We start from the raw sequence: 19,483 nt of genomic DNA, 5'->3' as shown, positions 1-19,483 counted from the left end.
ATGGAGGCAGAAGTGAATGATACGAGTAATTTTGGTCGATGATCATGAGATGGTACGTATAGGCTTATCTGCCTACTTGTCAACACAGCCAGATATAGAGGTAGTTGGAGAGGCCTCTGATGGTAAGGCAGGGGTTCAATTAGCATTAGAGACAAAACCAGACGTTATTTTAATGGATTTATTGATGGAAGGTATGGATGGTATTCAAGCAACGAGGGAAATCGTGAAAGTATTAGCCCAACCTAAAATAATTGTGCTCACGAGTTTTTTAGACGATGATAAAGTATATCCTGCTCTGGAAGCAGGTGCTTTGAGTTATCTTTTGAAAACATCCAAGGCGGAAAAGATAGCAGAAGCAATTCGCAGTGCTGCTAAAGGGGAATCGGTCCTTGAGGCAAAGGTAACAAGCAAAGTAATCTCGAAGATGCAAGGATCAAATCAAGAAAAACCCCATGAATCATTGACCGCGCGGGAAATGGAAGTATTGCAATTGATCGCTGACGGCAATACCAATCAAGAAATTGCAGATAAGTTATTTATTACGGTAAAGACCGTGAAAACGCATATCACCAATTTATTATCAAAGTTGGAATTAGATGATCGAACACAAGCTGCGATTTATGCCTATCGCAATAATTTAGTAAAATAAATGAAAAGCGCCAGGCTCGTCAGCTCAGCGCTTTTTTGAATTTAACGAAGATGCGTATAAAAAGTAACAAGTTTATACACTGCCGATAATACAATCAGATAGGCAAGGAACCATACGAACAAATAGACTTTGCTCTCTAATTTTAATTTGGATGGATAATCACGACTTAGCTTTCGATCTAAAAAGAATGTGGCAAAAGGGATAATGGAAGCTAGCACAGCAATGACTCCTTGTGAAAATTTCCATTTATCATGGAAATATACATGAGCGAGTGTTAGTAAATAAGCAATAAATAGCAGAGCGAGATAAGAAATCCCTTCTGCTAATGCGATAACTCGAAATCGTGCAAGAGGTGTTTGTAACATCTTCTCTACTCCGATCTTTTGGAATGAGTTTCCAAATTCACTAGGATGGTAACATAAAATTTTCACAGAAAGGTGGATAAGGGATAAGTTCTAATTTTAGACATATTTGCCGATGTGAAACGTCGATTCTCGTTATTATTTATTCAGTCGATTAAGGGTAGTTATATAAATCAGTATATATAGTATACTGATACTAGTATGTCATCTCGGCATACCAGTCTCAGTGAAGGGAAGCAAAGATGCCCAAACCCGATGATCAAGACCCGATCGTCGACGGCGTGAACTTGCCGTTTCGTGATCAGTCATGGGATGTCCCCGCTGGAGCGAGTGGCTGGGAAGACAGCGACGGCGAAGAGGGAGACGACGAGATGGTGGACTGCTGACCTCTCCCTGTGGACAATGGCTGTGTGCTGGTCTTCGAGTCAGTGCACAGTCAGAACTTTTTTATGGTGTATAGGAAATGTTTTTATTAGTAGTTAACATATAAAAGGGATTTGGACTGCACTATAAAAAAACAATGACCATATCTATAGTCATTGTTTTTTGGGTTCTCCAAACTTCAAAGAAAGCAAAAATGAAAAATCGTCACCCTTTCCCCCTTCTTTCCATACGCTGATGTAGACAGTTGCCTATGGGGAAAGGTGGGAACTTGGATGTGCGGGATAACAGGGTGGATTAATCTAGAACAAGACATAAGCAATCAAAAAGAGATATTAGATGCGATGAATATTCAAGTGGAGCATCGTGGTCCTGATGCTACTGGTACGTGGATTTCGGAGCATGTTGCACTTGGGCATCGCCGTTTATCCATTATCGATCCAGCAAATGGAATCCAACCGATGGTAAAGCAAATGGGAGAGCAGAAGTATGTGATTGTTTACAATGGTGAGCTGTACAACATGGATGAGTTGCGAAGTACATTGCTTTCCAAAGGATATCATTTTACAACAAAATGTGATACCGAGCTGATTCCGGCAGCTTTTTCTGCGTGGAGAGAAGATGCTCCAAAAGAGTTAAATGGTATCTTTGCTTTTGCGATTTGGGATGAAGCGCGAGAGGAACTATTCATCGCGAGAGACCGGATTGGTGTTAAACCTTTATTCTACACAATGGTAGGAGATTCATTATTGTTTGGATCTGAGTTAAAATCGATCTTAGCTCATCCAGATGTGCCGAAAGAAATCGATGAGGAAGGCTTAAATGAACTGCTCGTGATGGGGCCGGCCCGCACTCCTGGAATTGGTGTATTCCGCAATATACATGAATTAAAGCCAGGTCACTGGCTCAGGTTCAATCGGGATGGACTGACGATTCGACCTTATTGGGAGTTAGTAAGTGACTTTCATCAAGATGACTTGCCAACAACTATAGCAACGGTTAGAGAATTATTCCAAGATGCAGTAGGGAGACAATTGGTATCCGATGTGCCAATCGGTACCATGTTATCTGGAGGCTTGGATTCCAGTGCGATGGCAGCATATGCTGCTTTTGTATTTAAACAAGAAAATCGAGGCATACTCCATACTTTTTCGGTTGATTATATCGATAATGACAAATACTTTAAACAAAATGAATTTCAGCCAAACTCAGATGCACCTTGGGTGAAAGTCATGGCTGAACATATTGGATCTGAGCATCACAATGTGGTGTTAGATAATGAACAATTATACGAGACACTGATAGATGCGATGCGTGCAAGAGATTTACCAGGAATGGCTGATGTAGATGCATCTTTGATTTTATTTTCGAAAGCAATTAAAGAAGACTTAACAGTTATCCTGTCTGGGGAGTGTGCGGATGAAGTTTTTGGGGGCTATCCATGGTTTCATCGGGATGAATTAGTGAACGCAGATACATTTCCTTGGGCTAAGTTATCCCATCTGCGGATTCCTTTTTTAAGACATGAGTTGGCAGAGCATATCAGACCATTGGAATATATAGATAATCGTTATCAAGAAGCACTTTCTGAGGTACCGCGTCTGCAAGAGGAAAGTGCAAAAGATGCTAGAATTCGGGAGATTTTTTATCTTAGTTTGACGAGATGGATGCCCACTTTACTGGATCGAAAAGATCGGATGAGTATGGCTTGTGGTTTGGAGGTGAGGGTTCCTTTTTGTGATCATAGATTAGTGGAGTATGTTTGGAATGTTCCTTGGTCGATGAAGTATCTCGGGAATCGTGAGAAAGGTTTGCTGCGTCAAGCAGTATCACATCTACTGCCAAAAGAAGTGATGGAGAGAAAGAAGAGTCCCTACCCCAAAACACATCATCCAGGGTATCTCACTTTTGTGACACGAAAAATGCATGAACTAGTGGAGAACAACAATGCACCACTTTTTGAGCTTTTAGATAGAGAAAAGGTGAAGAGATTTTTAGAAACTGACCTTAAAAATAAGCACCTTCCATGGTTTGGACAATTGATGAATGTACCCGCATTGCTCGCTTATTGGCTGCAATTAAACGAATGGCTCGTCTCGTATCGTGTTTCTATTAAATAGTCATCTAATCAACTCCTTGTTCTTGAAAAGAATGAGGAGTTTTTACGTGTCTCCATTGGAACTTATTCTGTGAAAATGATATACTTTTAGCACTCAAAGAGCAGAAAGCAGGGGTATGGAGATGACTGTAAGAGTCCGTTTTGCGCCTAGTCCTACGGGGCACTTGCATATTGGTGGGGCGCGGACCGCATTGTTTAATTATTTATTTGCCAAAAAAATGGGTGGTTCTTACATATTAAGGATCGAAGACACAGATACGAGCCGAAACAAAGCTGATGCAGAAGAGAAGCTGATCCGTGCCTTTCGCTGGTTAGGCTTAGATTGGGATGAAGGTCCTGATGTCGGTGGAAAGTATGGACCTTATCGAAGCATGGAACGCTTAAACAGCTATCAGCCTTATTTAGATAAACTAGTGGCAGAAGGTAAAGCTTATCCATGTTTTTGTACCAAAGAAGAGTTAGAAGCAGAAAGGGAAGCAGCACAACAAAAGGCTCAAACTCCAAGATATTCTGGTAAATGTCGTCACTTGTCAAAAGAAGAACGACAAGCTAAAATCGATGCAAATGTGCCTCATACGATTCGTTTTGCTGTATCTGGAAATGATGAGATTACATTTCAAGATCATATTCGTGGAGATATGAGCTTTCAACGTGCCGACATTGAAGATTTTGTAATCTGCAAATCTGATGGAGTACCTACTTACCATTTTGCTGTTACCATCGATGATGCTCTGATGGAAATTACACATGTGATTCGCGGAGAAGAACATCTTTCCAATACACCAAAACATGTGCTATTATTCGAGGCTATTGGTTACCCCATCCCCGAATTTGCCCATATTCCACTCATTCTAAATGAAAATGGGAAAAAATTGTCCAAGCGTGACGAGACAATATTACAATTTATTGAGCAATATCACGACTTGGGTTATTTACCTGATGCTGTCAACAACTATTTGGCATTATTGGGTTGGTCGCCAGGTGGGGAATACATCGAAGAAGAAATCTTTTCTTTGGATAAGTTAGTGGAACTGTTCTCCCTTGATCGAATCAACAAAGCTGGTGCGATTTTCAATCAAGAAAAATTGATGTGGGTAAACAGTCAGTACATCAAAGCAACAGAACTTGATAAATTGGTAGAACTGACAAAACCATATTTAGATGAAGATGCAGAATACCAACTATATTTGAAGCAAAATGAACTTAGCGGAGAGCAAGCTGAGGAGAGAACTCGTGAGTTGGTTGCTTTATTTCAAACAGCAATGTACCAACTAAGTGATATTCAGTCACTAAGTAAACTCTTCACAGTTAAAGAAACAAAATACGATGATGAAGCAAATCAAGTGTTACAGCAAGAACAAGTTTCTGAAGTATTAGCATCATTTGCTAAGAAAATCGAAGAACTCCGGGCGTATACTCCTGCTGAAATTAAAAAAGCGCTTAAGGCAGTGCAGAAAGAAACAGGTTTCAAAGGTAAACAATTATTTATGCCTATTCGTGCTACTGCTACTGGTCAAGTACACGGGCCGGATTTGAATCAGACATTATATCTCCTCGGAAAAGAAAAAGTACTTGCTCGAATCGATCATGTACAAAAACAAGTTGTTTCATAAAGCTCCTAGACGGAGCTTTTTTTGATATAAATTATGTTGAAATTTTGCGAATATTGTAGATCATATGTTTGTTATTTGTCAAATATATTTCAAATATAGTCAGGGTTGGGAAATGCAAAAAAAGATTTTTCTAACACTCGCTTTCATCCCACGATTCAAACCTTGGGTTTTTTTGCTCGCAATGTTATAATAAAGACTTGATATGCGCCCGTAGCTCAGCGGATAGAGCAATCGTTTCCTAAACGATGTGTCGGAGGTTCGAGTCCTCTCGGGTGCGCCAACTTCGAATTAAATTTAAAAATAGAAATTGCAGCTAAAGCTGCTATTTTTTTTGTATTCTTTATCAATCTAAATACAATCATTTAAATTATAAAACGTAATATTTACGATTTACATTTAACGCGGATATCGTTATAATTGTTTTTGATTAGGAAATAATAAGAGGTTGTTTGGAGGATAACGATGAAAAATAGAATAATTCCGCTTCTAGCTTTCGCTTTAGTGTTCGTACTTTTAGTTGGTTGTGGAAGGGAATCTCGCTCTTCCAAACCTCAAATTATTGTGTCCCTCTATCCACTCCAAGATTTTGCCCAGAAAATCGGGGGTAATTTGGTAGAAGTTACAAATATTGTACCACCGGGTACAGAGCCTCATGATTTTGATCCATCTCCACAAGATATGATCAAACTAAATAAGGCTGATTTATTTCTTTATAATGGGGCGGGATTAGAGGCATGGGTGAATCATGCTATACCGAATATCGACCAAACGCATACCCTCGTTGTCAATACATCAGCTAAGATACCTTTGAAAAAAGCAAAAGACTTAAAAGAAGTAGATCAGGTATATGATCCTCATGTTTGGTTAAATCCATATATGGCGGAGCAGCAAGCAAAAGTAATTTATGATTCCATGATAAAAATAGATCCGAAACACAAAAAGGAATTTACTGAAAACTATCAAAGGTTAAACAAGCAATTTATCGATCTTCAGAAATCTTATGAGAGTCTCCTGCATACACCGAGTCGTGAATTTGTGACTTCTCATGCTGCATTTCAATACTTGGCAGATCAATATCATCTAAAACAGGTAGCGATTTCTGGTTTGAGCCCAGAAGATGAACCGAGTCCAAAAGCAGTAAAACAACTTGTAGATATGCTGCGAAAACATAAAGCGAAAGTTGTATTTTTTGAAACGCTAGTCAACAATAAACTGGCAGATACGGTGAAAAATGAAATTCATGCTGAGGCAATTGTGTTAAATCCACTGGAAGGCTTATCAAAACAAGAAATTGCTAATAAAGAAGATTATTTTTCGGTGATGAAGAGTAATTTGATTAATTTGAAGAAAGCATTAGGTGGTGCAAATGGGTAAAACAATTTTACAGTTGGAGGATGTATCCTATTCTTATCAGCATCAATCGGTATTAGAAGATGTGACGTTATCCGTGGAAGAAGGGCAATTTCTTGGAATTGTTGGACCAAACGGGTCTGGAAAATCGACTTTACTGAAAATAGCGTTAGGTGTATTAGAGCCAAGAAAAGGTACCGTCACCATTTTTGGAAGCTCCATGCGGAAACAAAAACAGAAATATAATATTGGTTATGTTTCACAGAAGTCCAATAGTTTTCAACGGGATTTCCCTGCAACTGTAGAAGAAGTCATAGCGGCCGGCCTCGCATCCAAAAAAGGTATTATTCGCAGGTATAATAAAAAAGATTATTTTTTGGTAGATGAAGTATTGGAGCAAGTTGGACTTCAGCATTTGAGGAAGAGAAATATCGGACAACTTTCTGGAGGACAGCAACAACGGGTTTTTATCGCACGAGCGCTTATCAGTAAGCCTAAGCTATTGATACTGGACGAGCCAACTGTTGGCATCGACAGAGAATCGACAAAGCAATTTTATGATTTATTACACCATCTTCATAAAAATAGTGGTCTTACTCTGATTATGGTGACACATGATATCGGAGTGGTGACAACTTTGGTAGACCAAGTAGCATGTTTAAATAAAAAACTTTTCTTTCATGGAACAAGGTCTTTGTTTGTGAAACAAGAAAAAGAACTATTATCAAAAGCATACAATCATGATGTACAAGTTATTAGCCATCAACACTGAGGAGAGAGAAAGTTGATTACTGATTTTTTAGAGTATGCCTTTTTGCAACATGCACTCATTGCAGGGATGGTTGTCGGACTGGTTTCTCCTCTTGTGGGAATCTTTTTGGTTGTCCGGCGCCTCTCTTTAATCGCTGAAGCTCTATCCCATATAACCCTCTCTGGGGTTGCAGCTGGCCTCCTTCTGCAAAAGAATTTTGCATTTTTTGCTGGAATCAGTCCGCTGTTTGCAGGAATGGGTTTTGCTGTTATTGGCTCTGTTGTTGTGGAACGAATCCGGCAATTTTATCGATCTTTCCAAGAGCTAGCCATCCCAATCTTATTATCTGGTGGGATTGCCATCGGGGTTGTTCTCATTGGTCTTGGCAATGGATTTGGGGTAGATATTTCCGGTTTGTTATTTGGAAATATATTAGCAATCAATAAACAAGATTTAGTTTTAATTAGCATTGTTGCATTTCTTGCTATCTGCTTTATTTATCTTTTTTTCAAAGAATTATTTGCCCTTGCCTTTGATGAAGAACATGCAGTATTGACAGGTATCCGGGGGAAATGGATTCATTTAATTTTTATGGTTATGGTAGCCATGGTGATATCTGTAGCAATTCGAGTGGTAGGGATATTACTCGTTTCTGCGTTGATGACATTACCAGTAGCAACAAGTATGCAATTATCTCTCAGCTTTCGTAAAACTGCTTTCTTTTCTGTTTTATTCGCAGAGTTCTCTATTGTGGCAGGGTTAGTATTTGCATACTGGCTTGATATTGCTTCAGGTGGAGCGATCGTACTTGTTTCTATCGCATTGTTGTTGCTTGTAATCATCGGAAAGAAACTAATTTCTGTGGTACAATATAAGAAAGCGAATGTGCGAGGCGAAAGATAATGGATACAGCAACTGCCTTAGAAATGTTAAAGAAAAAAGGCTATAAGTATACAGGTAAACGAGAGATGATGGTGCATATTTTTGAACGGGAAGCTCGCTATTTAAGTGCGAAAGAAATGTTGGAATATATGCAGCAAGACTATCCGAGTCTTAGTTTTGATACAGTGTATCGCAACCTCTCCTTATTTGAACAGTATGGTATTGTGGAGGCTACCGAGTGGTCCGGGGAGAAAAAATATCGTTTAGCTTGTAGTGCTAACAATCATCATCACCATTTAATCTGTACCACTTGTGGTCGTACGACAGCAATCGATTTATGTCCAATGAATGCTATTTTAGGCGAACCAAAAAATTTTGAAATCACAGGTCATAAATTTGAGATATATGGTCATTGTGGGGAATGCATGAAAAGCTAGGAGTGAAAGAAATGAATCATGAAGATTATATGCTCTTAGCGATTGAGGAAGCAAAGAAAGCAGCTGCGTTAAAAGAAGTTCCCATTGGGGCTGTAGTCGTATACCAAGAGAGAGTGATTGGAAGAGGATTTAATTTGCGTGAGCAAAAACAAGATCCTCTTTTGCATGCGGAAATCTTGGCTATTCGAGAAGCTGCCAAATATTTAGGCAGCTGGCGTTTGGAAGAATGTACACTATATGTTACATTGGAACCATGTCCCATGTGTGCCGGAGCTATTTTGCAGGCTCGTATCCCGCAATTGATTTATGGGACGAAAGATCCCAAAGCTGGTTGTGTGGATAGTTTGTATCATTTATTAAACGATGAAAGATTTAACCATCAAACAACCGTGATAGATGGAGTATTACAAGAGACTTGCAGCCAAATGTTACGAAATTTTTTTCGCACCCTTCGGGAAGAGAAGAAGCAAAAAAACAAGCAAACTCAATTATGACTTGAAAATAAAGCATAATCGTGTATAATATTTTTGTTATAGTGTTTTGGAGAGGTGTCCGAGTGGTCGAAGGAGCTGGCCTCGAAATCCAGTGTAGTTTCAAAGCTACCGTGGGTTCGAATCCCACCCTCTCTGCCATAAAATAAAGCAAAAGAAAGAGGGACTCTATTTATTAGAGTCCTTTTTATGATGAAATTTTTTTGTTTAAAGGTCTTTTGAAATATGCGATAATACGATCTTGGTGAGGAACAATATTCACAAGTTCCCAGCCGTTTCGTCCCCAACTGGCAAGTGCATAATCTACAGCACTGCCATAAATTTGACCGCGAAAAGGTTTCAAATAATCTCCTAAGCTGATATCCACACTGTACTCCCATTGTTGAATTTCACCTTCGGATGCATCTTGATAACCTTCACTAGTCCAGTCATGAATGCGTGTAGGAGCAAGGGAGAGTACTTCCATAATTTCATCGCGTTCCGTCACTTCTAGTGAAAAGATATGTGGCGTTTTAGGAAGATGAAATCGTGTATGAGAATGGTAAAGCTGCAATACCAAAGTTCCTAAAGGTGTTCCATCGTTTTGCTTAATAACGTACCAGATACACCTCTCACGTTCCTCTGGCGGCCCCCAGTTTTCAATGGAATCGCCCATTTGAAAGCCTTTTTTTACACTAAAACCGGTATCTAGAAGTTCATTTTGGATTGGCTCCATGAATTTCTGTACATAAACCCCATATGCACGGTCACCATACTTTTCAAAAATTTGTTGTAATTCCTGTTGATTTTCGTGTAGTACTGTTTCCCATGTTTCTTTTACGTACTGTTTTGCATACCGAGTGATGCTGTTTATATTGTTTTCTTTTTCTATAAATTGCTTTAAATTTTTCATAAATGAATTACCCCTTTTATTTTAATAAATGCCATATTTCACAGAGGGATCATGATTTGCAATGACAGCAACACAGTCATCCCTCTTTGAGAAATCAGAAATCCACTGCAAAGATTGTAGTGCTTGTTGCTCATTTGAGGTGTTACCAGGCAGTATGAGTTGATTCCAAGATTCTTTTGAATACCCTGCATCAGCAGCAAGAAGCAGCCAGCCATTTTCAACACGAGCAACCACCGAGACCAAGCCGGCCGTGTGTCCAGGTGTAAAGACAAGATAGACAAGCCCATCACCAAATAAATCTTTTCCTAGTTGATAGGGACCGAAAGGGATAGGGTCTAATGAAAAAGATTCAAACACAACTCCTTCACACCTTGCTTTTTGATATGATTTTGCTCCATTCCATTCAGGTTCACTGACCAGAAAAGATTTTGCATCAGCAAGCAGGTGAATTCCACTGATATGATCAATATCCATATGTGAAATCACAACATAATCGATTGATTTCAAAGTTAGTCCTTTTGATGCCAATTGTTCACTTATTGACTGGCCAGAAGGTAAGCGAGGATGACAAAATTTATACGCATGTCCCAAGTGCACTTCAGGGCGAGTGCGAACATCTTCACTCCAGCCAGCATCTATGACAACCGTTCCTTTTGGATGTTCTATTAAGTAGCAGGATACAGGGAGCCATGGCTGATATTCCTCAGATCTTTGGCCTATAAATGGTATATGATCAAGATCAGGGTCTCTGTAAGCTAAACGGCGATCGACTTTTACATCTCCACAGTGCATAACATGTACTTTTACAAAATTATTCATGATATATCCCACCAAATAAATCTATTTAACATCGTTAAATTTAATTAACAGTGTTATAATAAAAGAGTATTTCCTATTTGTCAAGCAAAGGAGTTAAAAATGTCTAAAAGCATGAAAAAAATAATTGGTTACCCAACAGAAGAGTCCATACATCCATTGAGTAGAGATCGAATTGTAGAAGCAGCATTGCAATTATTACTGCAAATGAACTTAAAGGAACTAAGCATGAGGAAAATAGCAAGTAAGCTAGATGTTAAGGCAGCAGCGTTGTATTACCATGTAAAGAATAAAGATGAACTTTTGCAATTATTAACAGATGAGATAAGTGTGCAGATGGGTGAGGAATGGTTAAATCCTTCTTTAACTTGGAGAGAGCAAATAATGGAATGGTCTTCAGCTTTTCGTAAAGCATTAAAAGCTTATCCAAATGCAGTAGATATTTTTACAGAAACAATAGCAATCAGTTATCATCGCTTATTACAAATCGAATGGTTATACAGCGTTTTAGCAAAAGCTGGTTTTGGAGATGAACAAATACCTTGGGCTGCTTCGATGCTTAAAAATCATGTCGTTGGGTTTGTAGCAGAAGAAGTTCGTAAAACTGGATTTGCAAATAAAGAAGAAGACAGTAGAGTGGAGGCTGAAAGCTATACTTCTTTTTTTGAAGATCTCCCCGTTGATCAATTTCCCCATATGATTCGTCTGGCAGAGGTAACAACAAAACCGGATTGGGAAAAAGAATTTCAGTTTGGGATTGGTGTTCTATTGGATGGGTTTGAAAAACGATTAAAAAAAGAAAATCAGTAGCTAATAAATGGGTACCCTAACTTCTTGTGAGTAGGGAATTTATATTTTTGTGGCGAGAACACCCGTGAATTCATTCGTGGGTGTTCTCGCCACGATTTTTGTTTTTCTATTTTGACAAATCCATCCATATTTTGTATATTAAACTTCATCTTCCTATAGAAAAGAGGTGAAAACCTCATGTATCTCACCATCAAACAACAACTCAAACATCTTTCGAAAGAAGAATATCTTCTTTTAAAAGAATTGTGTCATACTGCTAAAAACTTGTACAATCAAGGCTTATACCAGGTTCGTCAGCATTACTTTCAGGAAAAGAACTACCTGAATTACCAGAAAAACTACCATCTCTTGAAAGGCAGTGAAAATTATAAGCGATTGAATAGCAATATGTCACAACAGATTTTAAAAGAAGTCGATGGCGTATGGAAATCTTTCTTTAGGTTGATTCGACTCGCCAAGCAAGGAAAATACGATTTTCAAGCTATTCGAATGCCTCGATACCTACCGAAAGATGGGTTTTATCCCTTAGTGATTGGATTCATCCGTTTAAAAGGGAATCAGTTTGTGTTGCCCTTTTCTCGTTCCGATCAGAAGAAACATCCACCGCTGGTGATTCGCCTCCCTCCCTTATTGGCAGATAAGAAAATCAAAGAGGTCCGCATTCTTCCCAAACATCGAGCAAGGTTCTTTGAAGTGCAGTACACGTATGAAGTCGCAGCAGTTCAAAGAGATACCGACATAAACCATGCACTTGCGATCGATTTGGGGATCTGCAATCTCGCGACTTGTGTCACCTCCAAAGGGAAAAGTTTTCTGATCGATGGAAAAAGACTAAAGGCAATCAACCAATGGTATAACAAACGCAATGCCCATTTGCAGCGAATCAAAGACAAACAAAAGCAGAAAGGGTGTACGCACCAGCAGTATGCTTTGGTTGCAAAACGAAATCGTCGGGTGAGTGATTACCTGAGCAAGACCTGTCGCAAGATTATCAACTATTGTTTGAAACATCGTATTGGTACACTGGTCATCGGATATAACGAAAACCTGCAAAAAGGAAGCAACCTAGGCAAACGCAACAACCAAAATTTCGTGAATATCCCCGTTGGGATGATCAAAGCGAAGTTGGAATATTTATGCCAGATATATGGGATGACGTTGGTGCAACAAGAAGAAAGCTACACGTCCAAAGCGAGTTTTTGGGATCAAGATGAACTACCCACCTATGATCCATCCAACACGAAAACGTACATTTTTAGTGGGGCACGTGTAAAACGTGGTTTGTATCGTACTGCCAAAGGTATGTTGATTAACGCAGATATCAATGGAGCATTAAATATCTTGCGAAAAAGTAACGTTGTAGCCCTTACGGGCTTATACACTAGAGGCGAAGTGGACACGCCTGTACGAATAAGGATAGTATAACTATCAACCTTCGTAGACGAAGCTCGCGACTTTAGTCGTGAGAGGTTCACTTACTTACTCAGTAAAATGGAGAATCCATCTATTCGTGAGACATTGCAAGGTTTACATGAAAATGCGGTGCAGATGGGATCAGGATGGATAAATGTTGGAAAAAAACATGGGGTTATTCCAAAAGAAGCAGATGAGGAAAAATTAAGCGAAATGTTCAATGTTTTTAAGTATGGACTTGTGGTGCAAAATCTAATTGCTGAAAATGACAAGTTAGATGAGAAGGATATCTATCAGTTGCTTATACAAAATCTAAAAAAATAATCGTGAGAAGTGATTTGATAATGAAATAAGATGATCCCTGTTTCATATGGGGATCATCTTATTTCATTGCAAATGTTACACTTTCACACTACTGTATTATTTTAAATCTTCCCGTTCGATAACTTTATCGATTATTCCATATGCTAGTGCTTCTTTTGTGTCCAAGTAATTATCGCGGTCTGTGTCCCGCTCAATTTCTTCGATTGTTTTCCCGCAACGTTCGGCGTAGATTTTATTGAGTGTATTTCTCGTCTTCAACATGTTTTTAGCACGAATTTCAATATCACTTGCTTGACCATGTATTTGCTGTACCCACGGCTGATGGATTAATATTTCCGCATTTGGCAGGGCCATCCGTTTTCCTTTTGCACCACCAATGAGGATCGTAGCACCCATGGAAGCTGCAAAACCTACAGCAATAGTAGACACATCAGGTTTGATAAATTGCATAGTGTCAAAAATCGCCAGACCTGCGGTTACGGAGCCTCCCGGCGAGTTGATAAACATCTGAATATCTTTTTCCTCATCTTCAGCAGCAAGAAATAGTAGTTGAGCAATAACGGCATTTGCAACTTGATCATCAACTGCTGATCCTAGAAAAACAATCCGATCTTTGAGCATCCGAGAGTAAATATCATAGGTTCTTTCTCCATACTTGGTCTGCTCAATAATATAAGGAATTTGCATGTTGTATCTTCCTCTTTCGTGATTGATTGTTTATGCAGCAAGTTGCATACGGGCAGTAGAGTAGTTTTGTGTCCTGCCAAATCCAGAAGAAATAATTTTTAGTTTCACTTCCTCATTTCCTGTATGAATGGCTAATTCTTGGTGGATAGCTTCTTGATGTTTTTGCGGAAATTTCACTACGTTGCCAGTTGTACTTGTTGGTGTTGTTGCTTGCCAAACAATGGTAGATTGGATCTTTTCCGAAGAAACTCGCTTTTTATTCATTTTCATCACAACTCCCTTGATCTGGATCAGGATAAACAGATAACAAAACTTGATAAGGATTTGTATGGTCTTTTATTGTCTGGTATTTTTTTACCAAATTTTTAACCAAAGACACATAATCTTCCACAAATTGTTCCCTTATGGATTCATTGGCTAGGTTTACTTGCATTTGCAGCGAAGCACTAGGTATAACTTCATTTTGATCGGATTGTTCCATTAGCAAGAGTGCATCCTGTCTCATGCGCTCTGAAGTGTGTATCAGGTGTAAAAGAGAGCCTTGGTCTTTCATTTTTTGAATGGTGTCTTTTCTGATCGAAAGAGTCTCAGACAAGAGAAATGTTTTGGCGATACTTTGATAGAGCACTTCCACCAGATTTCTTACTTGGCGGGTGCCAACTTTGGTCACCAATCCCACTTTTTGCAATGTTTTTAGATGATAATTGATGCGTTGTGGGGTTTCTTTTAACTTTTTTGCTACTTCTGTTGCTGAACTCGGTTGCTTTAATTGAGCTAAAATTTCCGCTCGCAAAGGGTTTATCAGGGCAGAAGCTTGCTCGGGTAATTCAATCAAATACGTTTCTTGCAGTGGTTGTTTCATCTCGAAATTCACCTTCTTAAAACATAACTTCTACGTAAAAATAATTTATTACATAAAAATAAATTTGTCAATAAATTTGCAACCAAATAACGGATGTTGTTGTTTGTCTCGATTTGTGTTAAGATAGTTTTTGCCGTGCTAGATGGGGAGGTGGCGGTGCCCTGTAACTCGCAATCCGCCTTAGCGGGGTTGAATTCCTATCCGAGGCTTATTCTGTGTGAGGCTTGGCCTTTCTGGACAGTGTTGACGATTGGGTCCTGCGCAACGAGTACTTCTGAACCGTGTCAGGTCCTGACGGAAGCAGCACTAAGGTTGACCATTCGTGTGCCGTAGGGTTGCCTGATTTGAGCTGAAAGGGAAGTTACCGCTTGGACAGATAAGTCAAAGATAGGTGCGCGGTTTACATAAGAAAAAAGGGATTTTGTCAATATAGATGTGTAGAAAAACCAGTCTAGTGGATAGATCACTAGCTGGTTTTTTCTCATTTATTAATGGAAAATATATACAAAAAAGAAGGAAGAAAGGCAAAAAAAGAGAATCTAAATAATAGTAACTTGGCACTATCTGCACCTTTGTAATGTTGATTTGTATGCAGGATGATAAATAATTTCTTTTTTGGACTGGTGGTTGTTCGTATGGTTTCAAGGGAAGTGATAGTGTGGTGGAATCAATGATCCATGCAGACGCTAGTATCGTTAGGAGATCCGAAGATAATCCTTCTTATTCGGCGGTACATTCTTATCCTATTCCACACTACGAGCATATGACAGACCTTTTTTCACAATTGCAAATTGGAATCTGGTTAGTTGATCAGCGAGGCTCTATTGTTGAGTTGAATAACATTTCAAGTCGATATCTTGGATTAGATCGCGATGCCGTTTTATACCGTCCCATTGACCACGTCATTACACAACTTGATCCCTCACAGCCAAACTACAAACAATTTATCTCTTTCCTTACCAGTACACATCCACAGCAAAATGAAATGGAGCTCGAATGGGAAACTGCTGAAGGCAGGCATCTTTTTCTTGTTCGGAGAAGGCGAATCCAAAATGTTGAATCCAATTTTAATGGGGATCTTTTTATGATGGAAAATAAGACTGAATTTGATTCGCTCGCCAAACAAGCGCAATTGAGTAACCGATTGGCAACAATAGGTCAAATAGCAGCTGGAACGGCCCATGAAATAAGAAATCCGCTAACTTCCATACGCGGTTTTTTACAAGTAATTGGTCATAAGTTAAAAGAAAACGGTCAACAAAAAGAACATGCTTATATTGATATCATGTTAAAAGAAATAAATCGTATCAATAGCCTTGTCAGTGAGTTTTTAATGTTGAGTAAACCTCGGCTTGTAAACAGGCAAACTTCTACCATTATGCTTCAAGAAGCGATAGATGAGATTCTCCCTATTGTTCAGAGTGAAGCGACTTTACATAATATTGATCTCCAATATCAACAAGAAGTAGAAGGGGCTCTGTTTATAGAAGCAGATAGTGAGTTAATCAAGCAGGTATTTCTCAACTTGTGTAAAAATGCAATTGAAGCCATGGTGAGTGATGGGATGCTCTCCATTTGTATTCGTATAGATGAGCTGGGGCAGCATGCAGTGGTTGAAATAGCTGATCAAGGACCTGGTATTCCAAGATGTATGATGGAAAAAGTTTTTGACCCTTTTTATACAACGAAAGAAAATGGAACAGGACTCGGTTTACCTATTTGTAAACAAATCCTGAGAGAATTAAATGGCAGAATGGAGGTTTGCTCCGATAAAAAAGGTACCACCTTTTATATTTATTTGCCACTTGCAACCCTCTCTTCATGAGATGGGTTGTTTTTTTGGAAAGAGCATGCAAGATGTAGTATGATGAAAGTTGAATTTAATAAATAGGATGGTGTTTTCCCTATGTCCTATCGAGCATTATATCGGGTTTGGAGACCGCAGCATTTTCGCGACTTGGTTGGGCAGGAACATGTCACTACTACCTTAGCAAACTCACTAACTGGGGGGCAGATTTCACATGCTTACTTGTTCAGTGGTCCAAGAGGCACAGGGAAAACTAGTGCAGCTAAGATATTTGCCAAAGCAGTCAACTGTTTACATGGTCCCGCAGCAGAACCATGTAACGAGTGCGAATCGTGCAGAGCTATCACAGAGGGGTCTTTATTAGACGTTATTGAAATTGATGCAGCTTCAAATCGTGGTGTAGACGAGATTCGTGATCTTCGCGACAAAGTTAAATACGCACCAACAGAAGTACGATACAAAGTATATATTATTGATGAAGTTCATATGTTGACGACTGAAGCATTTAACGCCTTACTGAAAACTCTGGAAGAACCACCTTCACATGTTATATTTATTCTCGCAACTACAGAACCACACAAACTACCAGCAACGATAATCTCAAGGTGCCAACGGTTCCCTTTTCGGCGTATTCCTCACCACTGTGTGGTACAGAGGCTACAGCATGTTGTGGATCAAGAAGGCATCTCTGCTGATGTGGCTGCATTGGAGCAGATTGCACGTGTTGCAGATGGAGGACTAAGGGATGCCTTAAGTTTATTGGATCAAGCAATCTCTTTTTCAGGGAAGACTTTGACTGAAGAAGTTGTTCTTTCCATTGTCGGCGGTGTTTCTGAACATTCTCTTCTCCAACTGTTGACTTATTTACATGAAAAAGATCGATCCGCGGCGTTAAACCAATTAGATGAATTTATTGTCTATGGCATAGAAATTGATCAAGTTGTACGGGATTTATTACTTATTATAAGAGATCTTTTGTTAGCTAAAACAGCTGTGGAAAAAGCGAGTATTTCGGAAACAATTAAAAATCAGTCATCTGGATATCGATCTGAAGAGCTGATGTATTGGATTGAACAATTGGTATTAATAGAACAGCAATTAAAATGGGTAAATCATCCACAAATATTATTAGAACTTTTTATATTGAAACAAACAAGTACTTCTATTTCTAAACAACAAGAAGTGATGGACTCTTTTTATGAACAACCCCCGCAGGTGGTGGAAAAAGTAGCACCAGTAGAGCAAGTGGCGGAAAAAAGGGAATTGGTGTCTAAGGTTCAAAAAGCACCTGCTAAAACAACAAATCCTAATCAAGGTTCAAGAAATTCGTCCATTGATCCATCGATCAGCCGTATATGGCCGGATATTTTGCATTCTATTAAACAGCAACGCGTGACGCTTCATGCATGGTTAGCTGATGGTGAAATTGTGGAAACATCGGACTATGCCGTCACTATTGCAATGAAAGGTGCTTTCCATCGAGATACTGTTTTAAAACCAGAAAATAAAAAGCTCATCGAACAGGAACTGGAAAAGGCTTTACATAAAACCTATGAATTAAAGGCTTGGACCCGAGAGGAATGGGAAAGACAAAGAGGGAAAGATGAGATTTCCATTGCGACTTCAGCTGAAGCAAAGGATTCAGATGATGATATAGTAAAGAAAGCTATTTCGCTTTTCGGTGAAGAATTGGTTACAATAGAAAAATAAATGTTGAGAGGATAAGATCGTATGAAGCAAATGAATCAAATGATGAAACAAATGAAAAAAATGCAAGATCAATTGATGAAAGCACAGCAAGAATTGGAAGCAAAAGAGTTTGAAGGGACAGCTGGCGGCGGAGTAGTAAAAGTCACTGTAAACGGTAAAAAACAAGTAGTCGGTTTGAATATCCAACCTGATGTAGTAGATCCAGATGATGTGGAGATGTTACAAGATTTAATTATCGCTGCATTGAATGAAGCACAAAAACAAGTAGATGATGCAACTTCTAAAGACCTAGGTAAGCTTACTGGCGGATTAAATATTCCAGGGCTTTTTTAGGCAGGTGAATACGGTTGTATTTACCTGAGCCTATAGTTAACCTTATCGATGGATTTCAACGATTACCGGGAATTGGTGCTAAAACGGCACAGAGATTAGCCTTTACTATTTTAAAAATGGACGATGAAGATGTTGCGGATTTTGCCCAAGCATTAATTCAAGTGAAGCGTGACTTGAAAGTCTGCACAGTTTGTCAGAACATATCTGATCAAGATATATGTCCTATCTGCCAAGATAAAAGCAGAGATCACTCCGTTATCTGTGTAATTCAAGAGACAAAAGATTTGATAGCGATGGAGAGAACCAAAGAGTTTAATGGTATGTATCATGTTTTAGGTGGTGCTATCTCTCCTATCGAAGGAATAGGACCTGAACAGCTTAAAATTCCTGCTCTTTTAGAACGTTTGTCAGATGAGAAAGTAAAAGAACTCATCTTAGCGACCAACCCCAATATGGAAGGAGAGGCGACAGCGATGTATTTATCTCGCCTCGTCAAGCCATTTGGAATCAAGGTTACCCGTATAGCACATGGTCTGCCAGTTGGTGGTGATTTGGAATACGCAGATGAGGTTACTTTAACGAAAGCGTTGGAAGGTAGAAGAGAAGTATAGGTTTTGTTCCATCCAAATGACAATCCAATAATAAACAAAAACCCATTTTTCTTCCTTGAAATGATGTGCACCCCAAAAGTTAGACCAACAAATCTAACTTCAAAGGGGTGCATTTTTCATGAAGAAAACATATGAGGCAACGTTCAAAATGAAGGTAGTAAGTGAATATTTGAAAGGAGTGGA

The 19,483-nt window shown here is 39.0% G+C and carries 21 protein-coding genes, 2 tRNA genes and 1 other RNA gene; 18 read left to right on the top strand and 6 right to left on the bottom strand.

The window, feature by feature from the left end; genetic code table 11:
- The first annotated feature begins 16 nt into the window (after nucleotides 1–16).
- Nucleotides 17–649, top strand: a complete 633-nt coding sequence (locus tag MK805_RS08540) for a response regulator (RefSeq protein WP_240875189.1) — start codon at nucleotides 17–19, stop codon at nucleotides 647–649.
- A gap of 41 nt (nucleotides 650–690) precedes the next feature.
- On the opposite strand, the gene MK805_RS18025 is transcribed toward MK805_RS08540, so the two are convergent.
- On the bottom strand, nucleotides 691–1,014 hold the full coding sequence (locus MK805_RS18025) for a DUF3817 domain-containing protein (RefSeq protein ID WP_338057491.1): 324 nt from the start codon (nucleotides 1,012–1,014) through the stop codon (nucleotides 691–693).
- Between the two features lie 653 nt (nucleotides 1,015–1,667).
- On the opposite strand from MK805_RS18025, the gene asnB reads away from it, so the two are divergent.
- The 9 genes from asnB to MK805_RS08490 all read left to right on the top strand — a co-directional run bounded on the left by asnB (nucleotide 1,668) and on the right by MK805_RS08490 (nucleotide 9,176).
- Nucleotides 1,668–3,512: an asparagine synthase (glutamine-hydrolyzing) gene (asnB, locus tag MK805_RS08530; protein WP_240875188.1), complete on the top strand. Its 1,845-nt coding sequence runs from the start codon at nucleotides 1,668–1,670 to the stop codon at nucleotides 3,510–3,512.
- Nucleotides 3,513–3,627: 115 nt separating this feature from the next.
- The gene (gltX, locus tag MK805_RS08525; RefSeq protein ID WP_240875187.1) at nucleotides 3,628–5,124 is read left to right on the top strand and encodes a glutamate--tRNA ligase; all 1,497 of its coding nucleotides are present in this window, start codon (nucleotides 3,628–3,630) and stop codon (nucleotides 5,122–5,124) included.
- A 204-nt stretch (nucleotides 5,125–5,328) separates the two neighbouring features.
- Nucleotides 5,329–5,404, top strand: a tRNA-Arg gene (locus MK805_RS08520).
- A 182-nt stretch (nucleotides 5,405–5,586) separates the two neighbouring features.
- Complete coding sequence (locus MK805_RS08515) at nucleotides 5,587–6,498, top strand: metal ABC transporter solute-binding protein, Zn/Mn family (RefSeq protein WP_240875186.1); 912 nt, start codon at nucleotides 5,587–5,589, stop codon at nucleotides 6,496–6,498.
- Nucleotides 6,491–7,246 (top strand): metal ABC transporter ATP-binding protein, encoded by a 756-nt coding sequence (locus tag MK805_RS08510; RefSeq protein ID WP_240875185.1) that lies wholly within the window; start codon nucleotides 6,491–6,493, stop codon nucleotides 7,244–7,246. Before MK805_RS08515 ends, MK805_RS08510 begins: the two co-directional genes overlap by 8 nt.
- 12 nt (nucleotides 7,247–7,258) lie before the next feature.
- On the top strand, nucleotides 7,259–8,128 hold the full coding sequence (locus tag MK805_RS08505) for a metal ABC transporter permease (RefSeq protein ID WP_240875184.1): 870 nt from the start codon (nucleotides 7,259–7,261) through the stop codon (nucleotides 8,126–8,128).
- Nucleotides 8,128–8,544 (top strand): Fur family transcriptional regulator, encoded by a 417-nt coding sequence (locus MK805_RS08500; RefSeq protein ID WP_240875183.1) that lies wholly within the window; start codon nucleotides 8,128–8,130, stop codon nucleotides 8,542–8,544. The genes MK805_RS08505 and MK805_RS08500 overlap by 1 nt, the downstream gene beginning before the upstream one ends.
- 11 nt (nucleotides 8,545–8,555) lie before the next feature.
- Nucleotides 8,556–9,038: a tRNA adenosine(34) deaminase TadA gene (gene tadA, locus MK805_RS08495; protein WP_240875182.1), complete on the top strand. Its 483-nt coding sequence runs from the start codon at nucleotides 8,556–8,558 to the stop codon at nucleotides 9,036–9,038.
- Between the two features lie 48 nt (nucleotides 9,039–9,086).
- A tRNA-Ser gene (locus MK805_RS08490) sits at nucleotides 9,087–9,176 on the top strand.
- A 46-nt stretch (nucleotides 9,177–9,222) separates the two neighbouring features.
- Here MK805_RS08490 and MK805_RS08485 read toward each other — a convergent pair.
- The gene (locus MK805_RS08485; protein WP_240875181.1) at nucleotides 9,223–9,927 is read right to left on the bottom strand and encodes a DUF6022 family protein; all 705 of its coding nucleotides are present in this window, start codon (nucleotides 9,925–9,927) and stop codon (nucleotides 9,223–9,225) included.
- Nucleotides 9,928–9,948: 21 nt separating this feature from the next.
- Nucleotides 9,949–10,746 (bottom strand): N-acyl homoserine lactonase family protein, encoded by a 798-nt coding sequence (locus MK805_RS08480; protein WP_240875180.1) that lies wholly within the window; start codon nucleotides 10,744–10,746, stop codon nucleotides 9,949–9,951.
- A 99-nt stretch (nucleotides 10,747–10,845) separates the two neighbouring features.
- On the opposite strand from MK805_RS08480, the gene MK805_RS08475 reads away from it, so the two are divergent.
- From MK805_RS08475 to MK805_RS08465, 3 genes are all read left to right on the top strand, one after another.
- Nucleotides 10,846–11,553, top strand: coding sequence for a TetR/AcrR family transcriptional regulator C-terminal domain-containing protein (locus MK805_RS08475; RefSeq protein ID WP_240875179.1), 708 nt, complete (start codon nucleotides 10,846–10,848; stop codon nucleotides 11,551–11,553).
- A 177-nt stretch (nucleotides 11,554–11,730) separates the two neighbouring features.
- The gene (locus tag MK805_RS08470) at nucleotides 11,731–12,978 is read left to right on the top strand and encodes an RNA-guided endonuclease InsQ/TnpB family protein (protein WP_240875178.1); all 1,248 of its coding nucleotides are present in this window, start codon (nucleotides 11,731–11,733) and stop codon (nucleotides 12,976–12,978) included.
- Between the two features lie 66 nt (nucleotides 12,979–13,044).
- Entirely contained in the window at nucleotides 13,045–13,290 is a 246-nt protein-coding gene (locus tag MK805_RS08465; protein ID WP_240875177.1) for a hypothetical protein, read from the top strand.
- A gap of 96 nt (nucleotides 13,291–13,386) precedes the next feature.
- On the opposite strand, the gene MK805_RS08460 is transcribed toward MK805_RS08465, so the two are convergent.
- The 3 genes from MK805_RS08460 to MK805_RS08450 are packed head-to-tail and all read right to left on the bottom strand — an operon-like array spanning nucleotide 13,387 to nucleotide 14,839.
- The gene (locus MK805_RS08460) at nucleotides 13,387–13,977 is read right to left on the bottom strand and encodes an ATP-dependent Clp protease proteolytic subunit (RefSeq protein ID WP_240875176.1); all 591 of its coding nucleotides are present in this window, start codon (nucleotides 13,975–13,977) and stop codon (nucleotides 13,387–13,389) included.
- A gap of 30 nt (nucleotides 13,978–14,007) precedes the next feature.
- Nucleotides 14,008–14,241 (bottom strand): hypothetical protein, encoded by a 234-nt coding sequence (locus MK805_RS08455; protein WP_240875175.1) that lies wholly within the window; start codon nucleotides 14,239–14,241, stop codon nucleotides 14,008–14,010.
- On the bottom strand, nucleotides 14,234–14,839 hold the full coding sequence (locus tag MK805_RS08450) for an ArsR/SmtB family transcription factor (RefSeq protein WP_240875174.1): 606 nt from the start codon (nucleotides 14,837–14,839) through the stop codon (nucleotides 14,234–14,236). The genes MK805_RS08455 and MK805_RS08450 overlap by 8 nt, the downstream gene beginning before the upstream one ends.
- 133 nt (nucleotides 14,840–14,972) lie before the next feature.
- On the opposite strand from MK805_RS08450, the gene ffs reads away from it, so the two are divergent.
- The 5 genes from ffs to recR all read left to right on the top strand — a co-directional run bounded on the left by ffs (nucleotide 14,973) and on the right by recR (nucleotide 19,300).
- Nucleotides 14,973–15,238, top strand: an RNA gene (ffs, locus tag MK805_RS08445) — signal recognition particle sRNA large type.
- 259 nt (nucleotides 15,239–15,497) lie between these two features.
- A complete protein-coding gene (locus tag MK805_RS18020; protein ID WP_240875173.1) occupies nucleotides 15,498–16,664 on the top strand; it encodes a two-component system sensor histidine kinase NtrB in 1,167 nt (388 codons plus the stop codon).
- A gap of 81 nt (nucleotides 16,665–16,745) precedes the next feature.
- Complete coding sequence (dnaX, locus tag MK805_RS08435; RefSeq protein WP_240875172.1) at nucleotides 16,746–18,356, top strand: DNA polymerase III subunit gamma/tau; 1,611 nt, start codon at nucleotides 16,746–16,748, stop codon at nucleotides 18,354–18,356.
- 21 nt (nucleotides 18,357–18,377) lie between these two features.
- Nucleotides 18,378–18,689 carry a YbaB/EbfC family nucleoid-associated protein gene (locus MK805_RS08430; protein ID WP_240875171.1) on the top strand — a complete coding sequence of 104 codons (312 nt, stop codon included), beginning with the start codon at nucleotides 18,378–18,380 and terminating at the stop codon, nucleotides 18,687–18,689.
- Nucleotides 18,690–18,703: 14 nt separating this feature from the next.
- Entirely contained in the window at nucleotides 18,704–19,300 is a 597-nt protein-coding gene (gene recR / locus MK805_RS08425; protein ID WP_240875170.1) for a recombination mediator RecR, read from the top strand.
- Nucleotides 19,301–19,483: the final 183 nt, after the last annotated feature.

This window comes from Shimazuella soli, assembly GCF_022511585.1.
Lineage (GTDB): Bacteria > Bacillota > Bacilli > Thermoactinomycetales > Thermoactinomycetaceae > Shimazuella > Shimazuella soli.
Note: the sequence above shows the minus strand (reverse complement) of the source record. Positions and strands in the feature narration are given on the sequence as shown.

What these genes read in the sequence shown, in the direction of transcription:
- MK805_RS08540 (WP_240875189.1), top strand. Translation starts at nt 17, where the DNA reads ATGATACGAGTAATTTTGGTCGATGATCATGAGATGGTACGTATAGGC.
- MK805_RS18025 (WP_338057491.1), bottom strand. Translation starts at nt 1,014, where the DNA reads ATGTTACAAACACCTCTTGCACGATTTCGAGTTATCGCATTAGCAGAA.
- asnB (WP_240875188.1), top strand. Translation starts at nt 1,668, where the DNA reads ATGTGCGGGATAACAGGGTGGATTAATCTAGAACAAGACATAAGCAAT.
- gltX (WP_240875187.1), top strand. Translation starts at nt 3,628, where the DNA reads ATGGAGATGACTGTAAGAGTCCGTTTTGCGCCTAGTCCTACGGGGCAC.
- MK805_RS08515 (WP_240875186.1), top strand. Translation starts at nt 5,587, where the DNA reads ATGAAAAATAGAATAATTCCGCTTCTAGCTTTCGCTTTAGTGTTCGTA.
- MK805_RS08510 (WP_240875185.1), top strand. Translation starts at nt 6,491, where the DNA reads ATGGGTAAAACAATTTTACAGTTGGAGGATGTATCCTATTCTTATCAG.
- MK805_RS08500 (WP_240875183.1), top strand. Translation starts at nt 8,128, where the DNA reads ATGGATACAGCAACTGCCTTAGAAATGTTAAAGAAAAAAGGCTATAAG.
- tadA (WP_240875182.1), top strand. Translation starts at nt 8,556, where the DNA reads ATGAATCATGAAGATTATATGCTCTTAGCGATTGAGGAAGCAAAGAAA.
- MK805_RS08485 (WP_240875181.1), bottom strand. Translation starts at nt 9,927, where the DNA reads ATGAAAAATTTAAAGCAATTTATAGAAAAAGAAAACAATATAAACAGC.
- MK805_RS08480 (WP_240875180.1), bottom strand. Translation starts at nt 10,746, where the DNA reads ATGAATAATTTTGTAAAAGTACATGTTATGCACTGTGGAGATGTAAAA.
- MK805_RS08475 (WP_240875179.1), top strand. Translation starts at nt 10,846, where the DNA reads ATGTCTAAAAGCATGAAAAAAATAATTGGTTACCCAACAGAAGAGTCC.
- MK805_RS08470 (WP_240875178.1), top strand. Translation starts at nt 11,731, where the DNA reads ATGTATCTCACCATCAAACAACAACTCAAACATCTTTCGAAAGAAGAA.
- MK805_RS08465 (WP_240875177.1), top strand. Translation starts at nt 13,045, where the DNA reads ATGGAGAATCCATCTATTCGTGAGACATTGCAAGGTTTACATGAAAAT.
- MK805_RS08460 (WP_240875176.1), bottom strand. Translation starts at nt 13,977, where the DNA reads ATGCAAATTCCTTATATTATTGAGCAGACCAAGTATGGAGAAAGAACC.
- MK805_RS08455 (WP_240875175.1), bottom strand. Translation starts at nt 14,241, where the DNA reads ATGAATAAAAAGCGAGTTTCTTCGGAAAAGATCCAATCTACCATTGTT.
- MK805_RS08450 (WP_240875174.1), bottom strand. Translation starts at nt 14,839, where the DNA reads ATGAAACAACCACTGCAAGAAACGTATTTGATTGAATTACCCGAGCAA.
- dnaX (WP_240875172.1), top strand. Translation starts at nt 16,746, where the DNA reads ATGTCCTATCGAGCATTATATCGGGTTTGGAGACCGCAGCATTTTCGC.
- MK805_RS08430 (WP_240875171.1), top strand. Translation starts at nt 18,378, where the DNA reads ATGAAGCAAATGAATCAAATGATGAAACAAATGAAAAAAATGCAAGAT.